Here is a 25,480-nt window from a genome sequence, read left to right on the forward strand (position 1 = left end):
GGCTTATATAGAGTTTTGATTTGCATTTATATTCGCAGCTAGAGATTTTTTAATTATAGTTTCTAAAAGCTTCTTATTTTTATGGTTTGGATTATCTCTTAAACAATTAAGAGCATATTGCTGCAATATAACTAAAGGTAGAGTAATATCATCTCGCATTTTTATTGATCTTTCTTTGATAGGGTTAGCATGTAGGAAATCTTCATTTTTACCTGTTACTGTTAATAAATACTCTTTTGCTAGAGTATGTTCATTAAATATTTGTTGCCAGAAATCTCTATATTTAGGATCTTTACTTATATGTTTAGTCATATTGAAGTTTGTTTGGGCAATGCTTTGTAATGCATTATCAAAGATTCCTTTAATTATAAGTGAGCGTCTATATATCTTTTGGATTAAAGCTAAATTGTTCTGATCCTTTTTAATTACAGAATCTATAGCCGTTCCAAGACCGTAAAAGGCTAAAATACTTTGTCGCATCTGTGTCCAAGCAGCACCATATGGAATAGCACGAAGATCATCTAGTTTAATCTTATTGCCAGAGTTTCTTTTAGAAGGACGAGATCCGACATTCATTTCACTAATATATTTGAGAGGGGTTACTTCTGTAAGGTAGTTTATAAACTGAGGATGATTTTTGAGTTCTATATATGTCTCAAAAGATAACTTACCTAATTCATTTATAAGAGCAAGTTCTGTAGAACTTAATTTATGTGCATTATGTAGATTTAGTTTCCCATATAAACCTGATGTTAGTATCTGTTCTAGGTTATATTGAGCACTATCGGAGTTACCAAACTTTGAAGATATACTTTGCCCTTGGATAGTTACCTGGACATCATGATTTGAAACCACATTTGATAGACCTCTATAAAATAAAAACATATCACCGCCTCCACGTGAAGGTGGGCCACCGCGACCATCAAAGAAGACAGGTTTGATTCCTTTAGAACTAAGATATTTACTAAGCGCGCGCTTTGCTTCAAGGATTGACCAGTTAGCCATAAAGTAACCACCATCTTTTGTCCCATCAGAGAAGCCGAGCATAATTGTTTGAATATTTTGCCAAGCTTTTAAGTTATCTGTATAGAGTTTTATTTTAAGTAAATCATCGAGAATCTGTGTTGAGTTCTTCAGATCTTCCATGGTTTCAAACAATGGAACAACTTCAATTTTTATTTTATCCTGATTTTTAGTATTTTTATTGAAAAGTTCGAATATTGTTAAAACCTCTAATATGCTTACAGTAGAATCAGCATTACTGATGATGTATCTCTCAATTGCTTCATAGCCATTCTGCTGTTGGATATATTGTATGGTAGCAATAGTTTCTAGAAGTTCTTTAGCTAGTTCACTATTAGTTTTTAAATTTACGAGACTTTTTTGTTCAGCAAGCTTAACTAGAAGTTTGATTTTTTCTGAGTCTTTTAGTATCTGATAGTCTAAATTGTAGTTTTCTTTAAAAATTTCAGTGAAAAATTGGTTATGTATTTTAGCATTTTGACGAACATCTAGTTTTGCAAAATGAAAACCAAAGATTTTTATTTTTAAAATCAGATTATCAAGCCTATCAACAAATAGCGAGTCGTACTGTGTATCTACAATATTTTTTACTTTAATTATTTCACTTAGAAAACCTTGTGCGGATAAATACTTATTAGCTTTTAATTTTTTTCTAATCTTCGTGAGTTCATCGTGAACATTTTCAAAAGTTAGTTTTTTAATAAGTCTTTTTAGATCTTTGTTATAGCAATTTGAAATATTTATTCTTAAATGTTTTGAGACTTTTCTGGTAACATTTGCTGTAACAAAAGGGTTACCATCCCGATCACCTCCAGGCCAAAACCCAATTTCAATATTAGTATTATCATTAGTTAGTTTATTTTGAACTTTGGGAATGGTGTTATAGAAAATGTTATTTAAGTACCATATGATTGATATTGCTTCGCCTTCAGGGGTTGGCTTAGTTTTATTACTAAACCTAGTTTTCCCCATCTGTAGGAAAATATCTTGAATTTTGTTTATGTCGTTATCTATGATAGCTTTTTTAAGATCGTGAATGATAGGTAATACTAGCTTTGCATAAAACTGAGTTGGGTGTGCTGTGAGTACAAGTCTTGTTTTGTATTCTTTTAAAGCCCTAGTTAAAGAGTTTTGCTTATCATGTCTTTCAACTCTTCTAACTAATCTGGTTATACTATATTCACCATTTAGGTCATGTGTTTTGGCATAAGCAGCTTCCTCAAGTGCATCTATTAGAACAATTTGTCTTTCTATATAACGAATAAATTTTATAAATGTTTCGAGCTTTTCCTCATCTGACATCTCGGGGTATATATTTTCAATAATTTCTATGGGATCTTTACCATTCTTTAGCTCATTTTTACAAATATTAGAGAATGTCGCTAATTTAAAGTTTGCATTATATTTTTTATCAAAAGGAGTACTTAAAAAAAGGCCATTTAGCATTTTATATTTAAGTTCAACTCTAGATTTATAGTTCTCTAGAAGCTCATCTTGGATAGAGTGAAAGGACATAAATACCTCTTTGAGTTTTGATGGGTCTAGTGTCTACATCTAAACTTATACTTTAGAATTTTATACTAATAGATATTCTAAACTATTTAAACTCAAGTGTATCTATTTTAGTTTAGCATTACGATCTTAATAAAATATAACCTTAGAATATAGATAGGGCAAAATAGCCTTTATGAGCAATAATTGAAGTAAATACGGTAAAAAACAATACTCAACCTGATATTCCTAGTGTAGTTCTCTCAAAGAAGCTATGGATAGAGAGTATAATGTTCCCAGAAAAAGCTACTGATTTTAGAAAGATTTTTATTCCTAGATGTTAAACTTAACTAGATAAATTAGGAAATAGATAAATGAGTAAAAAAAGAGTAACGTATACAGCTGATTTTAAAGCTAAAGTAATTATAGAATTGCTAGAAGGCGATATGACAGTTAATGAGATAGCAAGTAAGTATGATTTACTTCCTAAAAACGTGCATAATTGGAAGCAGCAATTTTTATCTAATGCTTGCTTAGCATTTGATAAAAGCTCTGTTGTTAAGGAGTATAAGCAGGAAATAGATGAGCTTAGAAAAGATAAAGATGCAACAAGTAAAAAACTAGTCGAGGTAATAGTAGAGAGGGATTTTTTAATGGGAAAGCTAAAAAGCTTGGTATCATCAAATGATAGAGTAAACTCTGTAGATACTAAGCTAGAATTATCTTTAAATAATCAGCTTAAACTATTATCTGTATCTAAGAGTGTGTACTATTATACACCAATATCAAAATTTAGTAGTAATGATGATATTAGACTATTAAATGCAATGGATTTGATACATACTAAACATCCATATTATGGTACGAGAAGGCTAGTAAAGTTGCTAAATAGATTAGGATTTCTAGTTGGAAGGAAGCTAATCAAAAGTGCTATGGAATTTATGGGTATTAAGGCATTGTATCCTAAAAAAAAGACAACTGTCATTAATAAGCAACACAAGAAATATCCATACTTACTTAATGTATTTAAAAATGAGACGAATCAGGTTGTTATAGATAAAGCTAATAAGGTATGGAGTGCTGATATCACGTATATTAGACTAGAATGTGGGTATGCATATTTAGCAGCCATAATAGATTGGCATAGCAAGAAAATACTAGCTTGGAAGATTTCTAATACTATGGATACACATCTAACAACTAGTGTGTTAAAAGAAGCGTTATTTAAATATGGTAAACCTGATATCTTTAACTCTGATCAAGGAACTCAATATACAGCAAAAGAGCATATTAAAATATTATCTGATAATAAAATAAATATATCTATGAATGCTAAAGGAAGATCTATAGATAATATTGCAATTGAGAGATTTTGGAGAACACTGAAATATGAAAATGTTTATCCGGCATCATATATAACTATGAAAGAGGCTAAAGTAGGTATCAAAGAATATATTGATATTTACAACGATGAAAGACTACATTCTAGTATTGGATATATGACTCCTGATGAAGTATATTCTGGTATTTTAGATGCTGCATAAAAGCAAGGAATAAAAATATTTTATAAAGTGGTATTGAATAACAGGGACAGTTTATCTATTAAGTCATGCCTATAGTCAACAATATAACCTTCTACAGGAGATAAGATACTTTCACCAAAGCATAGATAGTTTTGTAAAGAATTTTGCTCACCGACGTATGTTTTACCATTTTCTTTTTTTACAAAATCATAAGCAAATTGATATTTTCTTTTATGAGTCCATTTGTCATTAAAGCCTTGATAAACATACTATTTCCCACTAAATGGTAAGCTAATTTTAGGGGCTTGTCCAAACCTATAGATTCTATTTAGATAGCTTAAAAAAGATTTTTCAGGTGTTGATTTAATAGTATAGTTAATATCATTGTACCCTAAGCTTTTGAGGGTGAATACAAAAGCTATAGTTACGATGCTAAAAGGTAGAGTAAATACTGGTGTAGCGTAATAGTTTAGGATTATTTCAAAAGTGTTAGTTACAATAACTGTTGAAGCTATTGCAAAAAGTGTTATTAAAAGGCTTCTAAATGTTGGAACTAAGAATATTCCATAGAGAGCTATTCCCGTGAGGATATAGTTAAAAGCATATAAATCGTTTAGTGCTAGACTAAAGGATCCACTTAGGATAAACTCAAAATAAATTCCGAAAAAGTAACTAAATATAGCAGTGAAAAACATTATTCTTGATGAAATGAAAATTACAAATAATATTATTAATCCGACAATATTACTTGGGAGAAAAAATATACTTCCAAGAACTTTTAGGAAGCTATTGATGGCTATAGGCAAATTAATATCAAAACTTGTTAGATCTTTTAATAAGTGATTATTAGGCCCTAAGAATTTTATTGAGGCTATATAGATAGTTATTGCAACTATTGAGAAGGGTAGTGATAGTATAGGTAATTGGTAATTATTAAATATTTTTGCAAAAATATAGCAAGTAATAAATGTTAAAACTGTTAAAGTAGCTACAAGGCAGATAGTGGTAATAGAAAGAGGTAATAGATAACCTATAGATAAACCTACTAATAGGGCGTTACAATCGTAAGAGTCATGTTTTATTAGGTTATTATTTGAGATATTAATTATTTTTATAAAAATAATATTTGCTAAGATTGCTATTATCCCACATAGTGTCATAGAAGGGTTTATAAATAAGGATAATGCTACGACCAAAAAAATTAATTGACTATCCAAAAAAAGTATAGAGCTATAAGGTTTTAAGAAATTTTTTAATTTTATCATTTATGGAACTTCTCTAAAATTAACTGTCTCAAGGTTATCTACTTTTTTAATTAGTCTAGGTTGACCATCTATATCAATTAAAACTACAGCAGGCTTATATCTTATAAACTGCATTGCTTGGGTATAATTATAGGCTCCAATAGGAGAAATTGATAAAACTGAATTTCTATCTAAGGGTGGTAACATTATATTTTCTTCAATAATGTCTATATTCATACATAAAGGACCATTTAGTTCAGAAGGTTCAGTAATATCACCATAATCCTTATCTGTTTCGATATTGAAATTGTACCAAGTTGATGTGTACAGATTATTTACTCCGCTATCTAGGGTATATCCTTTTCTACCATCGGGTAGTCTTTTCCAGCCACATATAGATGTAAGAAGATATCCAGCTTCATCAATTAGATGACGACCTGTTTCTAAATAAAGCTCTGGTAAATCTTGAGATCTGTTTTGTTCATAGATTGTATTTATTATGGCACAAGCATAATCATCAGCAGTAGGTACTATAACATCAGGAGATTGGTAAATACCTTTTAGATTATTTCTGCTAGCAAAGCCACCACCTATATCGATGTATTCTATTTTGCTATCAAATTTTTGCTCTACTTCATACTTGAGTTGCATTAATTTTTTTGTTGCTAGCTTGTAAGCGTTTGTGTCTAGTATGAAAGTACCAATATGAGTATGAAGACCTGTTAAAAGAAGTTTGTTATTTTTATGTATTCTTGTGATGGCATTTAAAGCCTCGCCATTCTCATAATTAAAACCAAATTTACTCCACTGAGGATATATGCCTGTATCCATATTGATTCTAATGGCAACAGGTATTTTTATTTGTAGTTCATTAGCTATTTGTTCTAAATCGTTTAATTCAAATAAATTATCTATATGTATTTTTGCGCCTTCTTTAACAGCAATTTTTAAATCTTTTTTGGGTTTGTATGGTCCATTAAAGATAATGTCTTTGCCACTGATACCAAGGTTTCTTGCTTTTTGATATTCAAATTCACTTACTACTTCAGCACTAGATCCTAGGTTATGAAAAATTTTACATATTTGATTCAGGTAATTAGTTTTATAGCTCCAGCTAAATTTTACTTTCGGGTATCTTGAGCTGAATGCTTCATATAGGGTTTTGTGTTTTTTTCTATCTGCTGTTGTGAAAAAACGAAGATGGGACTACCAAATTCTTCAACTAATTTATTTATACTTACATCATCGATAGTTTCTCTTATTTTTTGTTTAAAAAAAGAGCCTCCATATTTGGATGCCATTGTAAAATCTAATTTAGTTATTATAGGCTTTGAGTATTTTTTTTTCATTTTTCTTTTGTTTCTTTATTTAGAATTAAATTCTTATATTCATCAAAATCATCGATAGTTTCATCAACAAATCTTACATAGATTTTACTGATAGGGTAGTCTAATTTAGTTTCAAAATTTTTGTTTTGGATTATTTTTATTAACATTTTTGGTAAGTTTATGCCTAGTTTTGTAGCTAAATGTACCCATGCTGGAAAGCGAGGGTTGATTTCGATCATATATATGCCATCGTTATTAACTATACATTCAAGCTCAAAAGCACCTTGCCACTTTGTTTGTTTTGTGAATTTTTGAGCTGTCAGCAGAAGTAAATCATTTTTTATAGTTAGACCTAGCCAGACCTTACCTAAATCAGTAGTTGTCAGCTTTTTTATTGCTACAGCCCCTTTTAGATCACCTTTACCATTAGCAATGCCAGCTAAGTTTATTTCTTCACCATCTATATGCTCTTGTAACAAAATTGGCGAGCCCCATTCATTATATATATTATAAAAAGCATCTATCGCGCTCTTTGTGCTAGAAACTTTATATGCTTTATAATAGTTACCTTTTATCATTAAAGGAAAGTCTAGTTTTTCTATAGTTTCATGAAGTTCTGTGATTGTATTTACTTGGTAGGTCTTAGGATATTTTATACCTAATTTGCGGCAGAGTTTATCTAGCCTATTTTTATCTCTAAGTTCAAAATTTTCTTGCGAGGGTAAGCAGAGGCTTATACCTATTTCTTTGGATATTTGATCTTGATACTTGATATATAAGGGTAGTTCAGCATCTAAGTTTGGTATGATTATTTGGATGTTGTCTTTTTTTTTATATATTTTAGGCGTGTTTTTAATTCATCAAACCCAGATGATGGATATGGCATTAGATAGGTTTTTGAAAATAATTTTTGATAATTACCTGGCTCGGTAGCATTATAGCTTAAGCCTATAAGAGAGAATTCGTTATTTAAGCTTTTTGCAACGGGTATCCCTGGGGCAGGGTTATCAGTGTTATTTAATCCACTTATTGCTATCTTCATTTATATCAGATTATATATTTTAAGTTTTAAAATAAAATCACTAACATCAATGTACAAATCTTCTTCAAGTGCATCATACTCTTTGCCAAGATCTTCTATAATTTCTTGAGTTTTTTTATTTTTTTGTAATAGAAATATTATTTTTTTTGCTACTTTATTTGCTTGATAGCTATTTCCCATAGGTGGGTGAAATACAATATCACTCTCATCAAGCTGTAGTTGACTTATTCGTGGCATTTTAGTTTTAAATAATTTTTCCTCAATTAAAGCATATATATTTATCTATAACTATAAATTTCTAGTTTTTAATTACTACATAGGTATTTTATCAGTTAAATTAATTCTTAAAATCTTGAAATAATTAACCTTCTAGTTTAATCTTTAAACAATTTTTTATTTCTAAGGTATTTAATTATGGTTACAACAAGATTTGCACCAAGCCCAACAGGTTTTCTACATGTTGGTGGAGTGCGTACGGCATTATTTAGCTGGTTATATGCAAAAAAGAATAATGGCAAATTTATTCTAAGAATTGAAGATACTGATATAGAAAGATCTACACAAGAAGCGGTCGATGCAATTTTAGATGGTATGAATTGGCTAGGTTTAAAAAATGATGGTGAAACTTATTATCAGACTAAACACTTTGATAGATATAAAGAAGTTATTGATCAGCTTATAGCTGAAGGTAAAGCATACTATTGTAGTTGTTCTAAAGAGAGGCTAGATAAGCTAAGAGAATATCAGCAGATGAACAACTTTAAAACTGGTTATGATAGTAAGTGTCGTGATGAAAACTATATACCAGAAGAGGGTGATAGCTTTGTTATAAGATTTAAAAACCCTCAAACTGGAGTCATAAGCTGGGATGATGCTGTAAAAGGTAAAATTTCTATAGCTAACCAAGAACTTGATGATATGATTATCCAAAGAACTGATGGTTCACCAACTTATAATTTTTGTGTTGTTGTTGATGATATGGATATGGGAATTACCCATATTATTCGTGGTGATGATCATATTAATAATACTCCTAAGCAAATTAATATTTATAAAGCTTTAAATGCTGATATTCCGATATTTGCTCATGTACCGATGATTCTTGGGCCAGATGGAGCAAAACTATCTAAGCGTCATGGCGCTGTAAATGTCATGGCCTACCGTGAGGATGGTTATTTACCTCAAGCAATGCTTAATTATCTTGTTAGGCTAGGTTGGTCATATGGTGATCAAGAAATTTTTTCACTTGAAGAGATGATTAGTAGTTTTAATCTAGACCATATCAGTGCTTCACCATCACGTTTTGATTTTGAGAAGCTTAAGTGGCTAAATAAGCATTATATCAAAGAGTCTAAATTTGAGGATATTCGTCCAGAGATAGAGTACCACTTTTCAAAACTAGGTTTAGATATTAGTAGTGGTCCTAATTTACAAGAGCTAGTTACCGTAATGGCCGAAAAAGTTGATACACTAGTTGAGCTTACTGAGAAATCTAGTTATTTTTATAATGACGATATTCAGTATGATGAAAAAGCTATTAAAAAGCATTTTAAAGTGGTTACTGGAGGTATATTAAAGGTAGCATTAGAAAAATTTGAATCTTTAAGTTCTGAGCAGTGGCAAGATCCACAAGTATTACATCACATTGTGGGTAGTACCGCAGAGCAATGTGATGTGGGTATGGGTAAGGTTGGTATGCCTCTACGTGTTGCTATTACAGGTTCCGGCCAGTCTCCAGATATTGGGGTTACCTTAAAACTACTAGGCAAAGAAAAAGTGATTTCAAGAATATCAAATGCAATAAATAATTTTGTTAATAATTAATATTTTTTTAATAAATAATTAATAGTTTAATGTTCCAAATATAGTTATTACTATCATTTTTAAGTTTGCTGTAGCAAGTTATCTAATAAAATATATTTTTGCTAGACTGTAAAAACTTACTTTTTACAAAAAAACTAAAATTAATGGAAAATATAAATAGTGGCCCAGGGCTTTTTTCTGCAATAGCTATTGGGGTTGGTTGTATTATTGGAAGTGGTTGGTTATTTGCAGCGTACTATGCCTCAAGACAAGTTGGTTCAGCATCTATTATTATCTTGGTTAATTGGTGCAGGGATGGTCTTGATTTTATCCTTATTACTTGGTGAGGTTGCTTCATTTAAACCTGTTCGAGGGCTTTTTGGTAGGTTATTGACGGTAAGTCATAATCCAGATATGGGCTTTGTAATAGCAATTTCTTATTGGGTTGGATTGCTTTTAACAATTCCATCAGAAGCACAAGCAACGATTTAGTACTTAAGTACAGCCTATCCAAAAATTGAGCCTTATGTATTTTCTAATCATGACCTTACTTATTTAGGTATCTTAGGTGTAATCGTTTTAATATTTATTTATGGGTTGATCAACTATTGGGGAGTTAAGACATTAACTAAGTTCGCTAATTTTATGACTATCTTTAAAATTGGTGTTCCTATACTTACAGCAATAATACTGTTTTATACCTCTTATAATTCACATAACTTTGTTTCATATCACGATAGTTTTAATCCTTATGGTTATGGTGCAGTTTTCTCAGCTGTAGTTACCTGTGGTATTTTCTATTCTTTTTATGGTTTTGGTACTATAGCGACATTTTGTTCAGAAATTAAAAACCCAAAACGTAATCTTCCTTTAGCATTAACAGGATGTATATTAATATGTTTGGTTATTTATTTAATGTTGCAAGTCGCTTTTATTGGAGCATTGCCAAGTAAGTTATTAGCACATGGCTGGCATCAGTTGAACTTTACATCCCCACTTGCTCAATTAATGTTACTACTTAACTTAAATGTGCTTGCAATATGTTTATACATAGGTGCTGCAATAAGTCCATCTGGTACAGCAACGGTTTATGCAGGTTCTGCTGGAAGAATATTTACAGGAATGGCTCAAGATAAGCAAATGCCAGCATTTTTTGCAAAAATGAATGAAGAATTTAACCTTTCTAGGAGATCATTAATTTTTGGATTGCTTATATGTATAGTTATAGTTTTGTTCTTTAGAAGTTGGCAACAATTAATGATCGTTGTTGCTGTTTTTCAACTTTTAACTTGTGTTGCAATACCTATTGCATATGTTAAGTTAAATACGCAAATGAAGAAGACTAGTGATATATTTCATGTTCCTTGTGGGCGTATATTAAGTGGGTTTGTATATTTATTAGTTTATTATTTAATAATACAGTCTGGCCTTAAGGCAGTACTATTTTCATTAATTATACATGTTATATTATTTGTAGCTTATGCTTTGAGTTATTATCGTTCAGCTAAAGGAGTTAAGAAAGCATTTGCCTCTTCATGGAGTATTTTTTTATATATGATATTAACGGTATTTGGAGCATATTTTCAAGGTGTAAATGAGTTGCACTCGATATCTTCGATTTTATTATTTTTTATCGTAATGCTAGTTTGTTACTATTTCCTATTAAAGCAAAAGACTTTTGCAAGCAGCGTATCATAGGGCCAGTATGGGATTTACTTATAACAAAATATATATAGTTTTTAGTATTATTACTCTTAATGCATAAAGATTCCTAAGTGGATATTAAAACAAGCTTTGAATGTGAGGGGTTATTATGTACTCACAAGTGATGAAAATTAATTGAATATTTTCCATAAAAACCTTGACTAAATTATAGAAGTCATTATAATACACTTCATATCACTGGAAACAGTGACTTCAAGTCTTATGTCCCGTTCGTCTAGAGGCCTAGGACACCGCCCTTTCACGGCGGCAACAGGGGTTCGAATCCCCTACGGGATGCCAAATTTAAAACCTTATAATTAAGTGCTTTTGATAATATCTTAACTGTTTATGCACTGACAGTTATTTTTGATTTTTATGTAGCGCTACAGAAGAACTTTTTTACCTTAAGAAACTATTAATTATTCTAATAATATAAGTTAAGAACTAGAATGCTTGTTATGGGGTGACTGGTATTGTCTTTGGAAAAACATTTCTGCTGTAGAGAGCTGTGAAACTATTTCTCAATGGAAAGCTTACATACAAATTAGTGCTTGTCAGCTGAGATTGTTGTGCATAATATTTCAAATGGAGATTTTACAACTAATGTTAAACTGTTAGTGTTTAAGTTTTTAAAAATAAACATTTACATTTACATTTACATTTACATTTATATGAAACGTATGATTAAATATGAGGAAATTTAATTTAGATATAAATAATTATGAATTTATTAACAAAATTATCATGTGCTTTTGCATCAGGTGTTGTAGGGGCTGTAGTTTTAGATTGTATAGAAGCTCTAATATATGGTAATCCTAGTTTAGTAGCATTTAAAACTGGCTTATATCAAGATTGTGTATGGGGTGGTGTATGGGCTTTATTATTAGTTTTACCTTTTTTGAAAGAGAAATGGTTTATAAGAGGTTCTATTATTGGGGTAGTAGTTATATTTTTTAATTATTTGGTACTTTCTCCTTTGAAAGGACATGGATACTTTTCCTCTAATTTACCGCTATATGAGGCTGTAGGCAACCTTTTAAATTATATTTGGGGTATTGCAGCAGCTTTTTGGTTTTATATAATCTCAAAAAATAATAAGTATGATAAGAATGTCTAGAATTTAATTTGAAATCGTCACTTTTTGCTATTCAGTGAGTAGGAGCATTGTTTCTTAATCTCAAGATTAGGATAATATATTGTCAAACTCTAACTTAGAATTTAAACTTAGCTATCAAAAATAATTTATAAAACACATGCCATATAAAATATGCTAAATTCAAGAGTTGGTATGTATCTAAGCAGAACATAAAGTAACAAACTGGTCTGAGGTATAATTAATCACTAAAGAGCAGGGAGAGAATTCTCTTACGGAATACCAAATTTATTTTTATACCTGTCTGTTCTGATTTGTATCTGGCGCTTTTGTTTTCCTATATAATATATTTTATATGTTTTGCTACTTAACAGCTAGGATAAAGAAAATGCCTAAAGTAAAAGTTAATGATATAAATATATATTATGAAATAAGAGGCGAGGGTTATCCTCTTGTTTTGATTAGTGGTTTTGGCGCTGATCATATTACGTGGGGTAAATTTGCAGATAAGCTTGCCTTGAAATATAAGATAATATTGTTTGATAATAGAGGTTCAGGTCAGACGGATTGTCCAGATCAAGAATATTCTATGGAACAGTTAGCTAAAGATGTTAAAAATCTTTGTGATTATCTAAATATAGAAAAAGCAAGTTTTATAGGCTATTCGATGGGAGGCTTCATTGTGCAGCAACTAGCACATGATTATTCAGAATTATGTGAGAATATCATTATATTAAATTCCGCAACAAAAATTACAAAACATTATAGTTTGTTTATGCAAGCTTTTTATGCACTTTTAAATAATGATACTATAGCGCCAGAAATCTTAGCTAAATTGTTTCTACCCTGGGCTTATTCAGATAGCTTTTTGTCAAATGAACTTAATGTAGATAAGATTATTGAAACAATAGCAAAAAAACCACATCCATTTACTTTAATAGGATTTAAGAATCAGCGAAGTGCAGTCGATAATTTTGATTCTACAGGATGGATTAAGACTGTTAGAACACCAGCTTTAATAGTGGGAAGTAAAAAAGATATTATTTTTTATGAAAAAAATATAAGGAATCTTTTTGAATTAATGCCCAATTCAAAATATTTTAAATTTAAAAATGTAGGTCATCTTCCATACATTGAAGAACCCGATAAGCTACTTCAGGTGGTGCATGAGTTTATTGGTTAGCATATTTGAAAGTGATAGGTGTTTTTAGTAAAACTTAGGCATGTTTCTGACGTTAGGGTTAGGATAATTATTTAAGTTGGACTCTTTTGTTTGGATTACACCCTTAGTATTTCAGCAACCATGCATCTAGCTGTGCCTCCACCAACATCTTCTATAGTTTTTACATGGCATGGAAGCCGGGTGCAATGTTGGTCAATAATTTCTTTTTGTTCTTTAGTAAATCCCATATCAGCCATTGATGATAGTATTAAATAGCTGGTGCCTTGTTTGTTTTTGACTTCAAGAGTGTTGCAGCAGCGTAATAAGATTTGACCAACCGAAATGTCAATGATAATTTTACCTGATTCACTTAAGGCATTAATTACCATTTCTCGCTCTTTTTCACACTTAATTGACTCCAAGCAGACAAATATTAATTTTTCTCCTATACTTAGTATCTGAGTCGTTTGAAATACTGGGTTGTCGGTATGATCATAACTTGTGAAATAGATTAGCTCAAAACCAAGTTTGTCAGCAACTTGTTTTGCGAGTGTTTCGTCAGCGCGACAAGACTTAGATAAAAAAACTTTTTTAGAAGAATTGTCAAATACTAGAGCTGCATTACCTTCGAGAGCTCTGCTATAATCGCCACGAAAATCTTCGACTTTGTATTTGATACCCGTATTGATTTTTAACGTTTTTAATAGCTCTTCTACTTGTACTTCACACCTACGACTTTCTGCGTACATAGGGTAAACAAAGACGTAAGGTTCCCCATTTATAATGTGTGTTGAAAGCCAGTCATTTGCAAATACCGCATCAGAGGCACCTTTGGGCGACTTCATTGTGATGACTTTTATATTGTGAGATCTAATATAGTTAACCATTTCATAGAATTCTTCCTTAGCAAGAAGCTGGATGGCATTGCCTTTGAATTTAACTTCTTTCCTAAACGATTTATTATCAATATCTGTTGCATATGTGGTAGTTGCAAAATACTCAGGATCTACCATTAAAATTGTGTCTGAAGATTGGGTGAACATTTCTTTTTCCCGCAGGCTTTCTTATGGTTATAAATATACATTATTAGATATTGAAGTTCTATTAAATTGTTTTATCATAGTTTTTTTTCAAAAACGCTAAAAGTAAAATTAAACTCATTTTTATCATCTTTTTCGTATTCTTTATAGCCAATGCGTTTGTATTTTGATTTATTCCATTGTGGAAAAAATGCATCAAGAGCATTCATTCTTGTGTCAACCTCAGTTATATATAATCTAGTGGCATGCTCTAAGAATTCTTTGTAAATTTGTGCTCCACCTATTATAAAAATTTCATAATGAGGTTTTGATTTGGCGAAATTTAAAATATCTTGGGTATTATTTATTATTAGGCATTTATCTTGTTTGTATTTTTTATCTCTAGTTAAGATGATATTTTTCCTATTTGGAAGGGGATGACCAATTGATTCAAAAGTTTTTCTACCCATTGCAATATAGTTATTCTCTGTAATTTTTTTAAAATTTTTAAGGTCTTCTGATAGTTTCCATGCCAGAGAGTTTTCTTTACCAATACCAAGATTTTTGTCATATGCGACTATTAATGAAATCATATTATTATTTTATTAAGTCATTTCTAAGATATTGTAGCACCTAAAAGAAAGATAAAATACCCTTTGTAATTTATAAATCAAGTGTGGTAGAATCTCTCGGCTTACACCTTATATGTGTGAGCGAAATGTTTAATTAATAGATCATACATCTTAATAATTAATGCTAGCTTAAAGGGTGTCTTTTGTGATATTTAAGCTAGTTTGAGATGTTAGATATAACCCAAATAATAAGGATTAATAAAATGTCTTTAATGAAAGAAATGTTATCTGCAGGTGTTCACTTCGGACACAAAAAAGCTTTCTGGAATCCTCAAATGAGTGATTACATTTTTGGAATTAACCATGGTGTACATATCATCAACTTAGAAAAAACAGTTCCTCTTTTTCAAGATGCTGTTAACTTTGTTGGTAAAACTGTTGCGAATGGTGGTAAAGTTCTTTTTGTTGGTACTAAGAGACAAGCTCAAGATATCATAGAAACTGAAGCTAAAAGATGCGGTATGCCGTTTGTAAGTCACAGATGGTTAGGTGGTATGCTTACTAACTACAAAACTGTTAGACAATCTATAAAAAAATTAGCTCAGTTAGAAAAGATGAAAGAAGATGGTACTTTTGGATCTTTAACTAAAAAAGAAATGCTTCAGAACCTAAGAACTATTGAGAAGTTAGAAAAAGTTCTTGGTGGTATTAAAGAAATGGGTGGTATTCCTGATGCTATTGTTGTTATTGATAGCAACAAAGAGCATATTGCTATTCAAGAAGCTAAGAAGCTAGGTATTAAAGTCGTATCAATAGTAGACACAAACTCAAACCCAGAAAATATAGATTATATAATTCCAGGTAATGACGATGCAGTTAAGTCTATATCTTTCTATATGAAGAAGTTTGCTGACGCTATAACTGATGCTCAAGGTTTAGATAGAGCAATTGAAGCAAAGGCTGATGAAGCTACAGAAGCACAAGAAGACAAATAGGAGCTAAAGTAATGTCAAAAATTTCTGCTAAATTAGTAAAGGAACTTAGAGAAAGAACTGGAGCAGGTATGATGGAGTGTAAGAAGGCTCTAGTTGCTGCTGAAGGTGATATTGAAAAGGCTGCTGAAGAGATGAGAATCTCTGGTCAAGCAAAAGCTGATAAAAAGGCTTCTCGTGTTGCAGCTGAAGGTGTTGTCGAAGCTTATGCTGCTGACGGTAGAGCTGTATTGCTTGAAATCAATTCAGAAACTGATTTCGTTGCTAGAGATGACAGCTTTAAAGCATTTGTAAAAGAGACTGTGAAAGCTGCTCATGCTGCTAATGCAAAAACTATCGAAGAAGTTTTGGAAGCTAAGATATCAACGGGTGAAACTGTTGAAGAGGCTAGGAAAGCTTTAGTTGCTAAGATTGGTGAAAACATTCAAGTTCGTAGAGTTAAAACTACAGAAGCTAATAATTTAGGTGCGTACGTTCATGGTGGTAGAATTGGTGTGGTTGCTGCTTTAGAAGGTGGTGATGAAGATCTTGCTAAAGATATCGCTATGCATGTAACAGCAGCTAATCCTCAGTATATTCATCCTGAAGATGTTCCTGCAGATGTTGTAGAGAAAGAGAAATCTATCCAAGTTGAGATTGCTATTCAATCTGGTAAGCCAAAAGAGATTGCAGAAAAAATGGTTGTGGGTCGTATGAAGAAGTTTACTGGCGAAGTTAGCTTAACTGGTCAAGCTTTCGTTAAAGATCCAAGCATCCAAGTTGAAAAGCTTATTAAAGACAAGGGCGCGAAAGTAATTAGCTTCATTCGTCTAGATGTTGGTGAAGGTATTGAAAAGAAAGAAGAAGACTTCGCAGCAGAGGTGATGAACCAAATTAAAGGTTGATATATGTCTAACGATTCGTCAGAATATTCTCAAAAATCTCCAAAACTTAAGAGAATTCTTCTTAAGTTAAGTGGAGAGTCTTTATCTGTAGATCATGGTTTTGGTATAAATGTTGAGTCTGCAAAGCCTATCGTAGATCAAATTAAAGCCCTTATTGAACAAGGTGTTGAAATAGCTATAGTTGTTGGTGGTGGTAATATTTTGCGTGGTGGTAGAGCTAATTTTGGTGACAAAATTAAACGAGCTACTGCAGATTCAATGGGTATGATTGCTACTATGATTAATGCTTTAGCTTTGCGTGATATGCTTATTAGTGAGAAGGTGGATGTAGATGTTTTTTCAGCTAAGGGTATTGATGGTTTGCTTAAAGTGGCTAGTGCATATGAGTTTAATCAGTCACTAGCTGCTGGTAAGGTTTTGCTTTTTGCAGGCGGTACAGGTAATCCATTTGTAACTACTGACACTACAGCTAGTTTAAGAGCTGTAGAAATTAATGCAGATGCTTTGCTAAAAGCTACAACTATTGATGGTGTGTATGATAAAGATCCAAATAAATATTCAGATGCTAAGCGTTTTGAGAAGATTACTTTTTCAGAGGTGGTTGCTAAAGAGCTAAGCGTTATGGATTTGGGAGCTTTTACTCAATGTAGAGATTTTGGTATTCCAATATATGTGTTTGATTTGACTCAATCTAATGCTTTAGTTGATGCTGTAATTGATTCAAAACATGGTACTTGGGTTACTCTAGACTAATTTTTTTAAAAGGATTATTTTTTATGATAAATGAGATTCTAAAAGATGCTGAAAGCAGAATGAATAAGTCTCTGGATGTTTTGGCTAATGATTTAGCTAAAATTAGAACAGGGCGTGCACACCCTGATATTTTGACCCATGTTACTATAGATTATTATGGGTCAGCTACATCAATTATTCAGGTGGCTAATGTTACGGTCTTAGATGCTAGAACTTTGGGTATTACCCCTTGGGAAAAGGGTCTTTCTGGTCAAATTGAGAAAGCAATTATTACCTCTGATCTTGGTCTTAATCCAACTAACTTAGGAGATTCTTTAAGAGTGCCTATGCCTGCACTAAATGAAGAGAGAAGAAGAGAGTTGGTTAAGTTAGTTAAGTCTGAGACAGAAAATGGTAGAATTTATATTAGAAACATTCGTCGTGATGCTAATAACGATATTAAAGAACTTCTTAAAGAAAAAGAAATAACAGAAGATGAAGCAAAAAGAGCAGAAGATAATATTCAGAAAATTACTGATAAAATAATTGCTCAGGCTGACGCGTTAGCGGCTAAGAAAGAACAAGACTTAATGGAAGTTTAATCACTAACTAATCCAGATTTATTTACTGCTTCTTTATGTGATTCTCTTCTGCTTTTGGATTAACCTAGTTTTCAAGATTTGATAGCCTTGTTGGGTCTATTTAAATCGCTAAGTATGATATATTCTTTTATTTTTGGATAATTTGTGTGTGAATTCAAAACGTTGATTTCTTAGTGAGTGGGTTCTTGTTTTTTTATTATTCAAATACTATTATGTTTGTATCAGTTAATACTTGGGAAGCTTAAGTGTCAAATAATAACATTGAAAATAGACAAGCAGCTGTGAATGAGGTTCTATACCATATTAAATTGAGCCAACAAATGATAGAGGGTGCTGATATCGCAATACTTCCTGGAGATCCAGGTAGAGTTAAGTATCTTGCAGATATGCTAGATGCACAGAATAAATTTCTTGCATGCAATAGAGAGTATGCTTCACATTTATGTACGGTTGGTGACAAAAAAGTGTTAGTTGTGTCAACTGGTATGGGAGGGCCATCAGTTGCTATAGGGGTTGAAGAATTAGCAATGATTGGTATTAAGAAATTTATTCGTGTTGGGACATGTGGAACTATTCAGGAGCACATAAATATTGGAGATTTAATATTGACAACTGCATCAGTTCGTCTTGATGGGGCATCTATGCATTATGCACCAATTGAATATCCAGCTGTTGCTAGTTTTAAGCTTAATTCGGGATTGTTTGAGGCCGCTAATAGCTTAAATGTGAAAGTTCATGTAGGTGTTACAGGATCATCAGATACGTTTTTCCCTGGTCAAGAGAGGTTTGATAGTTATAATGGATATGTTAGGAATTATTTTAAGAATTCAGTTTCTGAGTGGAGAAAATTAAATGTGCTAAACTTAGAAATGGAATCTTCAGCTCTTTTAACAGTGTGTTCGGTTTTTGGTTTGGATGCTAGTTGTATTTGTATGGTTATAGCGAAGCGTACTGCATCTGAAAAAGTTGATACTAGTGGCTACGCTGAAGGTATGATGCAAATTATTAAAATAATTAAGAGTTGCATTGAGTCAGTTTTGTAGTGTTTGATAGATATTGACGCCTTAGCTCTTGTAATTCTTACTATTCTTTCTTATTATTTATCTAATTTAATTTTATTCTAATTAATTATGATTTCGGCTAAGAAAAATACTCTTAGACATATTGCCATAATTATGGATGGTAATGGTAGGTGGGCTAAAAGTAGATTTAAGCCAAGAATTTTTGGACATAAAAATGCTATCTCTAGTGTAGATGCTTCGATAGAGTATTGTGCCGAAAATAATATCGAAATTTTAACACTTTTTGCCTTTGGTAGAGATAATTGGTTGAGACCAGCCCAGGAAGTTGAAGGTTTAATGGATCTTTTTTGTAAAACGCTAAAAGATAAGGCGCCTAAATTACATAAAAATAATATATCTTTGAAAGTTATCGGTGATAAAACAAGACTTTCATCAAAGCTTCTAGATATCATTACGGAAACAGAATCTTTAACAAACCAAAATACTGGTCTAGAGCTGAGATTGGCTGTTGATTATGCTGGTAGATGGGATATTGTAGAGGCTGTTAAATCTTTGGTTAGTGATGCTCAAAGTCAGGGAATTTCGCCAGATGATATAACTGAGCAAATGTTTGAAGGGTATTTGGTTGCTAGTGATGTGCCTGTGGACTTACTTGTTCGTACAAGTGGAGAGGTTCGTCTAAGTGATTTTATGTTATGGCAACTTGCGTATGCAGAAATGTATTTTACGGATGTTATGTGGCCAGACTTTTCTAAGAAAGAGTTGAGTGGGGCTGTAGAGTATTTTTATTCTCGCCAAAGACGATTTGGTAAGAGCGGTGAGCAGATTTGATTAAGAGGGATTTATGAAAGAAAGAATTATAACGGGTGTTGTGCTCGTAGTAGTAGTGTTTGGTTTTTTACTATATGCATCTGAGTATTTGTTTGGAGTAGGTGTTTTTTTTGTCGCTATACTGTCTGCGTATGAGTGGTTAAGGTTGGCAAAAGTTGATCAAGATTCTATTATTAAGTATCTTGTGGTATTTGCGGTTGTAGTTTTTGTTGTTTCTGAGTTTTTTGTTTATCTACAATATGTCTTTCCTATATTTTGGTTGTATGCAATATTTAAGTTATGCCAGTACGAGCGTGAAAAGATAGACGCTATTTCATCTAATCAGGTGCTCACTATGGGACTATTTACCATAGCTCCTTTTGCAGCTTGTTTGTATATACTGCATAGTAATGGTGTTGCATGGATATTCATGTTTATACTAGTTATAGCTGCTGCTGATAGTGGAGCGTATTTTACTGGTAAGGCTGTTGGTAAACGCAAGATGCTTCCTAGGTTGAGTCCAAATAAAACAGTGGAAGGCCTTCTTGGTGGGATAGTTTGTGCTATTGTGATGGCTATAATATTTCTTTTATATATGGGATTGAGTCCTTTAGAGTATGTTTGTATGGTGTTAATATCAGCTCTTGTTGCAGTGTTGTCTGTTGTTGGGGATGTGTTTGAGAGTATGATGAAGCGCATAGCTGGCGTCAAGGATAGTGGTAATATTTTACCTGGACATGGGGGTGTTCTTGATAGATTGGATGGTTATATGCCTACTTTACCAGTATTTGTATTGCTAGGTTATCTTACTGGTGTGTTTATTTTATAGGGAGTATTTGTGAATATTGAGCTTAAGTTTTTGAATAAAGAAATTATTAAAGAATTGCCTAAGTATGAAACAGAAGGTTCGGCAGCTGTTGATTTGAAAGCATGTATTTCTAAGAGTGTACTTTTGAATCCTGGTGAATGTAAGCTTATAGGTACTGGTATAGCTATCAATATTGCAGATCTTAAATATGCTGCGATGATTTTACCAAGATCGGGGTTGGCACATAAAAAAGGTTTGGTGCTTGGTAATGGCACAGGCCTTATAGATTCTGATTATCAGGGCGAGTTAAAAGTTTCTTGCTTTAATCGTTCACAAGATATTATAGAAATAGAGCCTTTAATGAGGTTTGCTCAGCTTATAATTGTGCCTGTTGTTCAAGCAACTTTTAATGTTGTTGAGGAGTTTTCAGAAGAAACAGTTAGGGCCGTTGGCGGCTTTGGACATACAGGAGTTTAGTTTTATGTTCTTTAATATTCCTAACATTTTAACTTTTGGACGTTTAGGTTTAATTCCTTTTATTGTTATTTGTTATTATTTTGATTTTCCGCATCATCATGGTATTACGGCTACTTTATTTTTATTGGGAGCAACTACTGATTGGTTAGATGGTTATTTGGCACGTAAGTGGGAGCAAACAAGTAAGTTAGGTGCTTTTTTGGATCCTGTTGCTGATAAGCTTATTGTAGCTACAGCACTTTGTTTGTTTGTTGAAATGTATCCTTACTGGTGGGCTACAATACCTGCAATCATAATGATTTGTCGTGAGATCTTAGTTTCTGCTTTGCGTGAGTGGATGGCTGAACTAGGTCAACGTAGTGTTGTTAAAGTTGGTATCTGGGGTAAGGTTAAAACTACCGCTCAAATGGCTGCCCTATTTATATTTTTAATTAAACCAGCAATAGATTTTAGGAAATCTATCGATTATGCAAGTTTCAATACTTGGTTTATATTTTTAGGATTTTTAATGTTGTATGTTGCTGTTGTATTAACAGTTTATTCAATGTGTAATTATCTGTATGTCGCATTTAAGTCAGTTTTTGGAAATTCTAATAAATAATTTTTTCTTTTCTTTTTTTTGCTTTTTTGTTATTATTGTTGCCTAGTGCTATTTTTGCATGGGCACTGCCTTTGTCTAGCATTTGAAATTATTTAAATCAAAAACTGATAAAAAACGGAGAATAATAACTAATGGCAACTATAAATCAGTTGGTGAACAATCCTCGCAAGAGATCGGTTGTTAAGTCTAAGGTTCCTGCGTTGAAGGCTTGTCCTCAAAGAAGAGGTGTTTGTACAAGAGTTTATACAACGACTCCTAAAAAGCCTAACTCAGCACTTAGAAAAGTAGCTCGTGTGAGATTAACGAGTGGTTTTGAGGTAACGAGCTACATTGGTGGTGAAGGTCATAACCTGCAAGAGCACAGTGTTGTGCTTATTAGAGGTGGTAGGGTTAAGGATTTGCCAGGTGTGCGTTACCACATCGTTAGGGGTGCTTTAGATACTTCAGGTGTTAATAATCGTAAGCACGGTCGTTCTAAGTATGGTACGAAGCGTCCTAAGTCTTAGTTTGTGTTTAAAAATTAACATTTGAAAAAGGTGTAGAAATGTCTAGAAGAAATAGAGCTCCTAAAAGAGATATTTTACCTGATCCTAAATATAAGAGTCAGGTTGTTGCTAAATTTGTGAACCATATAATGCTAGATGGTAAAAAATCTATAGCAGAAAATATTGTATATGGTGCATTTGATAAAATTAAAGAAAAAGATGCTTCTGCTAATGAAGTTGAGGTTTTTGAAGGCGCATTAGAAAGTGTTAGTCCTATGGTAGAGGTTAAGTCTCGCCGTGTTGGTGGTGCTACATATCAGGTTCCTGTGGAAGTTAGGCCTGAGCGTCGCCAAACTTTGGGTATGAGATGGATTATCGATGCCGCGCGTAAGAGAAAAGAAAATACTATGGGTGATAGGGTTGCCGCTGAACTCTTAGAAGCTGTGGATGGTAGAGGTGCTGCTGTCAAGAAGAGAGAAGATACTCATAAGATGGCTGAAGCAAACAAAGCGTTTGCTCACTTTAGATGGTAATAGGAGAATAGTAATATGTCTCGTAAGACAGCTTTAGAAAAATATAGAAATATTGGTATCTGTGCTCACGTTGATGCAGGTAAGACAACTACTACAGAACGTATCTTATTCTACACTGGCCTTTCTCATAAGATTGGTGAGGTGCATGATGGTGCTGCTACTATGGATTGGATGGAGCAAGAGCAAGAAAGAGGTATTACAATTACTTCTGCTGCTACGACTACTTTCTGGTCTGGTATGGATCAGCAGTTTCCAGAGCACCGTATTAATATTATTGATACTCCTGGTCATGTTGACTTTACTATTGAGGTGGAGCGTTCTTTACGTGTGCTTGATGGTGCTGTTGTGGTTTTCTGCGGTTCTTCAGGTGTTGAGCCTCAATCAGAGACTGTATGGCGTCAAGCTAACAGGTATGGAGTTCCAAGAATTGTTTTTGTGAACAAAATGGATAGAGCTGGTGCTGATTTTGAAAGAGTTGTTGATCAAATCAAGACTCGTCTTAAAGCTACGGTAGTTCCTGTGCAATTGAATATTGGTGCTGAAGAGGACTTTAAAGGTGTTGTTGATCTTGTCAAGATGAAAGCTATTATGTGGAATGAAGAAGATATGGGGCTTACCTATGATCTTGTTGATATTCCTGCGGACCTTCAAGATAGAGCAGAAGAGCTTCGTATGGAGATGATAGAAGCGGCAGCTGAGTCTTCAGAAGAGTTTATGGAAAAATATCTTGAAGGTGATGAACTTACCGAAGATGAAATCCATGAAGGTCTTCGTACAAGAGTTCTTAATAATGAGATTGTACTTGCTTTTTGTGGTTCAGCATTTAAAAACAAAGGTGTTCAAGCTGTTTTGGATGGTGTCATTCGTTACTTGCCAGCTCCTAACCAGGTTGAGGCAATTAAATGTGAGACTGAAGATGGTGAAGAAGCTTCACGTCCTTCATCTGACGATGAACCATTTGCAGCTTTAGCGTTCAAGCTTGCTACAGACCCTTTTGTAGGTAACTTAACCTTTATAAGAGTGTATTCTGGTGTTATTAAATCTGGTGATGCAGTATATAATTCTGTTAAAGGTAAAAAAGAGCGTATAGGTCGTATTGTACAGATGCATGCCAATAAGCGCGAAGAGATTAAAGAAATACGTGCGGGTGATATTGCAGCTTGTATAGGTCTTAAATCTGTGACTACGGGTGATACTTTATGTGACACTGATGATATAGTTATTCTTGAAAGAATGGAGTTCCCGGAGCCAGTGATTTCGGTTGCTGTTGAACCTAAAACTAAAGCGGATCAAGAAAAGATGGGTATCGCTTTAGGTAAGCTTGCGGCGGAAGATCCATCGTTTAGAGTTAAAACTGATGAAGAAAGTGGGCAAACTATTATTTCAGGTATGGGTGAGCTTCATTTGGACATCATTGTTGATCGTATGAGACGTGAATTTAAGGTGGAAGCTAATGTAGGTAATCCTCAAGTTGCTTACAGAGAAACCATTAGATCAACGGTTGATCAGGACAGTAAGTTTGTTCGTCAATCAGGTGGTCGTGGTCAGTATGGCCATGTAGTTGTTAAGTTTGAGCCGCTATCTGCTAAAAATGAAGACGGTACCGATAAGATATTTGAATTCGTTGATGAAATTGTAGGTGGTGTGGTACCTAAAGAATACATTAGCTCTGTAGCTAAAGGTATTGAGGAGCAAATGACTAACGGTGTGCTTGCAGGTTATCCAATGATTGGGGTTAAGGCAACTTTATATGATGGTTCATATCATGATGTTGACTCTTCTGAGATGGCGTTTAAGATTGCAGCATCTATGGCGTTAAAAGAAGGTGCTAAGAAAGCTAATGCTTGTATACTTGAGCCAATCATGAAGGTTGAAGTTGTTACTCCAGAGGACTATCTTGGTGATGTTATGGGAGACCTAAACAGAAGAAGAGGTATTATCGAAGGTATGGATGAGAACCCTAGTGGTAGAGTTATTAATGCTTTAGTTCCATTGGCTGAGATGTTTGGTTATGCTACTAACGTTCGCTCAATGAGTCAAGGTAGGGCATCTTTCTCTATGGAATTTAGTAAGTATGCTGAAGTACCAAATAATATTGCTGATGAAATTATTAAATCACGTAACTCATAATTAAGAAAAGGATATAATTAAAATGGCTATAAATAATCAACGTATTAGAATAAGATTAAAAGCCTTTGATCATAAGCTTATTGATGTTTCAACTCAAGAAATTGTTGATACGGCTAAGAAAACAGGGGCTCAGGTTAAAGGACCTATTCCTTTACCAGTACGTAAAGAAAAGTTTACAATTCTTATTTCTCCTCATGTAAATAAGAAAGCAAGAGATCAGTATGAAATCAGAACTCACAAGAGATTGATTGATATTGTAGAGCCTACAGATAAAACTGTAGATGCTTTAATGAAGCTAGATTTGGCATCAGGTGTTGATGTTCAGATCAGTTTGAGCTAATATATACGTTACTTTTTTGGGGAAAACTCAAAAAGTAATTAAATTAGGTCTCTGTGGTCA

The 25,480-nt window shown here is 32.9% G+C and carries 26 protein-coding genes, 1 tRNA gene and 2 pseudogenes; 19 read left to right on the forward strand and 10 right to left on the reverse strand.

Annotated features, from left to right (window positions below; all coding sequences use genetic code 11):
* Positions 1-3: 3 nt before the first annotated feature.
* Positions 4-2,538: a phosphoenolpyruvate carboxylase gene (locus CDV26_RS02145; protein WP_088771900.1), complete on the reverse strand. Its 2,535-nt coding sequence runs from the start codon at positions 2,536-2,538 to the stop codon at positions 4-6.
* A gap of 350 nt (positions 2,539-2,888) precedes the next feature.
* On the opposite strand from CDV26_RS02145, the gene CDV26_RS02150 reads away from it, so the two are divergent.
* Entirely contained in the window at positions 2,889-4,058 is a 1,170-nt protein-coding gene (locus CDV26_RS02150; RefSeq protein WP_088771901.1) for an IS3 family transposase, read from the forward strand.
* Between the two features lie 248 nt (positions 4,059-4,306).
* On the opposite strand, the gene CDV26_RS02155 is transcribed toward CDV26_RS02150, so the two are convergent.
* The 7 genes and pseudogenes from CDV26_RS02155 to CDV26_RS02170 form a co-directional block, all read right to left on the reverse strand.
* Positions 4,307-5,302, reverse strand: coding sequence for an urea transporter (locus tag CDV26_RS02155; RefSeq protein ID WP_088771902.1), 996 nt, complete (start codon positions 5,300-5,302; stop codon positions 4,307-4,309).
* Positions 5,303-5,782, reverse strand: coding sequence for a type III PLP-dependent enzyme domain-containing protein (locus CDV26_RS12835; protein WP_245806541.1), 480 nt, complete (start codon positions 5,780-5,782; stop codon positions 5,303-5,305). It abuts the gene before it with no gap.
* Positions 5,768-6,376, reverse strand: a pseudogene (locus CDV26_RS12840) (alanine racemase); the annotation flags it as partial. The gene CDV26_RS12835 and the pseudogene CDV26_RS12840, both read right to left, overlap by 15 nt.
* A 26-nt stretch (positions 6,377-6,402) precedes the next feature.
* Entirely contained in the window at positions 6,403-6,630 is a 228-nt protein-coding gene (locus CDV26_RS12640; RefSeq protein ID WP_211276378.1) for a hypothetical protein, read from the reverse strand.
* A complete protein-coding gene (locus CDV26_RS12645; protein ID WP_211276379.1) occupies positions 6,627-7,187 on the reverse strand; it encodes an ATP-grasp domain-containing protein in 561 nt (186 codons plus the stop codon). The genes CDV26_RS12640 and CDV26_RS12645 overlap by 4 nt, the downstream gene beginning before the upstream one ends.
* 230 nt (positions 7,188-7,417) lie before the next feature.
* Complete coding sequence (locus CDV26_RS12650; protein WP_211276380.1) at positions 7,418-7,651, reverse strand: hypothetical protein; 234 nt, start codon at positions 7,649-7,651, stop codon at positions 7,418-7,420.
* Entirely contained in the window at positions 7,652-7,888 is a 237-nt protein-coding gene (locus CDV26_RS02170) for a PqqD family protein (RefSeq protein WP_088771903.1), read from the reverse strand.
* A 177-nt stretch (positions 7,889-8,065) separates the two neighbouring features.
* Between CDV26_RS02170 and gltX the strand changes: the two genes are divergently transcribed.
* The 5 genes and pseudogenes from gltX to CDV26_RS02195 all read left to right on the forward strand — a co-directional run bounded on the left by gltX (position 8,066) and on the right by CDV26_RS02195 (position 13,434).
* Entirely contained in the window at positions 8,066-9,475 is a 1,410-nt protein-coding gene (gene gltX / locus CDV26_RS02175) for a glutamate--tRNA ligase (RefSeq protein WP_088771904.1), read from the forward strand.
* A 143-nt stretch (positions 9,476-9,618) separates the two neighbouring features.
* Positions 9,619-11,152 (forward strand): annotated as a pseudogene (locus tag CDV26_RS02180) (APC family permease).
* A gap of 230 nt (positions 11,153-11,382) precedes the next feature.
* A tRNA-Glu gene (locus CDV26_RS02185) sits at positions 11,383-11,458 on the forward strand.
* Between the two features lie 421 nt (positions 11,459-11,879).
* A complete protein-coding gene (locus tag CDV26_RS02190) occupies positions 11,880-12,275 on the forward strand; it encodes a membrane lipoprotein (RefSeq protein WP_088771905.1) in 396 nt (131 codons plus the stop codon).
* Between the two features lie 364 nt (positions 12,276-12,639).
* Positions 12,640-13,434 carry an alpha/beta fold hydrolase gene (locus CDV26_RS02195; protein WP_157671385.1) on the forward strand — a complete coding sequence of 265 codons (795 nt, stop codon included), beginning with the start codon at positions 12,640-12,642 and terminating at the stop codon, positions 13,432-13,434.
* A gap of 95 nt (positions 13,435-13,529) precedes the next feature.
* Here the strand turns inward: CDV26_RS02195 and CDV26_RS02200 are convergent, their stop codons facing one another.
* Together CDV26_RS02200 and CDV26_RS02205 are read right to left on the reverse strand one after the other, a co-directional pair.
* On the reverse strand, positions 13,530-14,456 hold the full coding sequence (locus CDV26_RS02200; RefSeq protein ID WP_088771907.1) for an arginine deiminase-related protein: 927 nt from the start codon (positions 14,454-14,456) through the stop codon (positions 13,530-13,532).
* A gap of 74 nt (positions 14,457-14,530) precedes the next feature.
* On the reverse strand, positions 14,531-15,025 hold the full coding sequence (locus CDV26_RS02205; RefSeq protein WP_088771908.1) for a dihydrofolate reductase: 495 nt from the start codon (positions 15,023-15,025) through the stop codon (positions 14,531-14,533).
* A 242-nt stretch (positions 15,026-15,267) separates the two neighbouring features.
* Here CDV26_RS02205 and rpsB point away from each other — a divergent pair, with 242 nt between their 5' ends.
* The 13 genes from rpsB to rpsJ all read left to right on the forward strand — a co-directional run bounded on the left by rpsB (position 15,268) and on the right by rpsJ (position 25,420).
* Positions 15,268-15,999, forward strand: a complete 732-nt coding sequence (gene rpsB, locus CDV26_RS02210; RefSeq protein ID WP_088771909.1) for a 30S ribosomal protein S2 — start codon at positions 15,268-15,270, stop codon at positions 15,997-15,999.
* Positions 16,000-16,010: 11 nt separating this feature from the next.
* Complete coding sequence (tsf, locus tag CDV26_RS02215; protein WP_088771910.1) at positions 16,011-16,880, forward strand: translation elongation factor Ts; 870 nt, start codon at positions 16,011-16,013, stop codon at positions 16,878-16,880.
* A 3-nt stretch (positions 16,881-16,883) separates the two neighbouring features.
* Complete coding sequence (gene pyrH, locus CDV26_RS02220) at positions 16,884-17,633, forward strand: UMP kinase (protein WP_088771911.1); 750 nt, start codon at positions 16,884-16,886, stop codon at positions 17,631-17,633.
* A 23-nt stretch (positions 17,634-17,656) separates the two neighbouring features.
* Positions 17,657-18,214: a ribosome recycling factor gene (gene frr, locus CDV26_RS02225; RefSeq protein WP_088771912.1), complete on the forward strand. Its 558-nt coding sequence runs from the start codon at positions 17,657-17,659 to the stop codon at positions 18,212-18,214.
* A gap of 245 nt (positions 18,215-18,459) precedes the next feature.
* Positions 18,460-19,257 carry a uridine phosphorylase gene (gene udp / locus CDV26_RS02230; protein WP_088771913.1) on the forward strand — a complete coding sequence of 266 codons (798 nt, stop codon included), beginning with the start codon at positions 18,460-18,462 and terminating at the stop codon, positions 19,255-19,257.
* Positions 19,258-19,344: 87 nt separating this feature from the next.
* Positions 19,345-20,067, forward strand: coding sequence for a polyprenyl diphosphate synthase (gene uppS / locus CDV26_RS02235; RefSeq protein WP_088771914.1), 723 nt, complete (start codon positions 19,345-19,347; stop codon positions 20,065-20,067).
* A gap of 13 nt (positions 20,068-20,080) precedes the next feature.
* Positions 20,081-20,875: a phosphatidate cytidylyltransferase gene (locus tag CDV26_RS02240; RefSeq protein ID WP_088771915.1), complete on the forward strand. Its 795-nt coding sequence runs from the start codon at positions 20,081-20,083 to the stop codon at positions 20,873-20,875.
* A 9-nt stretch (positions 20,876-20,884) separates the two neighbouring features.
* Positions 20,885-21,331 (forward strand): dUTP diphosphatase, encoded by a 447-nt coding sequence (dut, locus tag CDV26_RS02245; protein ID WP_088771916.1) that lies wholly within the window; start codon positions 20,885-20,887, stop codon positions 21,329-21,331.
* 4 nt (positions 21,332-21,335) lie between these two features.
* Complete coding sequence (gene pgsA, locus CDV26_RS02250; RefSeq protein WP_088771917.1) at positions 21,336-21,932, forward strand: CDP-diacylglycerol--glycerol-3-phosphate 3-phosphatidyltransferase; 597 nt, start codon at positions 21,336-21,338, stop codon at positions 21,930-21,932.
* A gap of 131 nt (positions 21,933-22,063) precedes the next feature.
* On the forward strand, positions 22,064-22,438 hold the full coding sequence (rpsL, locus tag CDV26_RS02255; RefSeq protein WP_003035357.1) for a 30S ribosomal protein S12: 375 nt from the start codon (positions 22,064-22,066) through the stop codon (positions 22,436-22,438).
* 38 nt (positions 22,439-22,476) lie between these two features.
* Positions 22,477-22,950, forward strand: coding sequence for a 30S ribosomal protein S7 (gene rpsG / locus CDV26_RS02260; protein WP_088771918.1), 474 nt, complete (start codon positions 22,477-22,479; stop codon positions 22,948-22,950).
* 15 nt (positions 22,951-22,965) lie between these two features.
* The gene (gene fusA, locus CDV26_RS02265; RefSeq protein WP_088771919.1) at positions 22,966-25,080 is read left to right on the forward strand and encodes an elongation factor G; all 2,115 of its coding nucleotides are present in this window, start codon (positions 22,966-22,968) and stop codon (positions 25,078-25,080) included.
* 22 nt (positions 25,081-25,102) lie between these two features.
* Entirely contained in the window at positions 25,103-25,420 is a 318-nt protein-coding gene (gene rpsJ, locus CDV26_RS02270; RefSeq protein ID WP_088771920.1) for a 30S ribosomal protein S10, read from the forward strand.
* Positions 25,421-25,480 lie beyond the last annotated feature (60 nt).

The sequence above is a fragment of the Francisella halioticida genome, assembly GCF_002211785.1.
In the GTDB taxonomy this organism is placed as follows: Bacteria; Pseudomonadota; Gammaproteobacteria; order Francisellales; family Francisellaceae; genus Francisella; species Francisella halioticida.